The organism is Arenibacter lacus (assembly GCF_008711145.1).
GTDB classification, from domain to species: domain Bacteria; phylum Bacteroidota; class Bacteroidia; order Flavobacteriales; family Flavobacteriaceae; genus Arenibacter; species Arenibacter amylolyticus.
This window is the reverse complement of sequence record NZ_VVIN01000239.1, coordinates 1-518: the sequence shown is the minus strand read 5'-3', so window position 1 is coordinate 518 and position 518 is coordinate 1. Positions and strand designations below refer to the sequence as shown.

Below are 518 nucleotides of genomic sequence, written 5' to 3'. Positions count from 1 at the left end.
CATTCCTCCCTTTTATGTCCCTGGCACTTTGGACAATGGCGGTTCCGACAACTATTGTAGCTAAGGTGGAGCCTATGGCATGAAGGATTGTTACAGCGGTCGATATGCCCGCCCAATGATGCGGTACGGCATTTGCGCAGGGCGTGCAGGGTCCTAGACTGCCAGCTATTGGCACAAATGCCGGCGAGCTGTTCCCTGTTGCGCTCCAATACCTGTGCCACCTCGTAAACAGGTTTCACGGTTACCTATTGTAAAGCCGATCCAGTGGACTGAACGGCTTTTGTCTGCCCAGTTGTGCCACATGAAGATAGGTAAGCGTTGTCTGTATATGTGCGTGTCCCAGCAAGTCTTTGACACTGATGATGTCCAACCCCATCTCCAAAAGATGCGTGGCATAACTGTGCCGAAGGATATGGGGAGTGATCCCTTTCTGGATCCCGCTATGTTTGCGAGCTTCCCGAACGATCCATTGCACCCCCGTTGCCGATAACTGGGAGGGATTGCCTTTCCTGTCGTAT

The 518-nt window shown here is 52.5% G+C and carries 2 protein-coding genes; both read right to left on the bottom strand.

Features of this window, described 5'->3' with window-relative positions; genetic code table 11:
* The coding region (locus F1E73_RS17325; RefSeq protein WP_191089074.1) for a transposase zinc-binding domain-containing protein at positions 1-239 on the bottom strand (239 nt) is incomplete at its 3' end.
* A gap of 2 nt (positions 240-241) precedes the next feature.
* On the bottom strand, positions 242-518 hold a 277-nt coding region (locus F1E73_RS17320), incomplete at its 5' end, for a tyrosine-type recombinase/integrase (protein WP_150452701.1).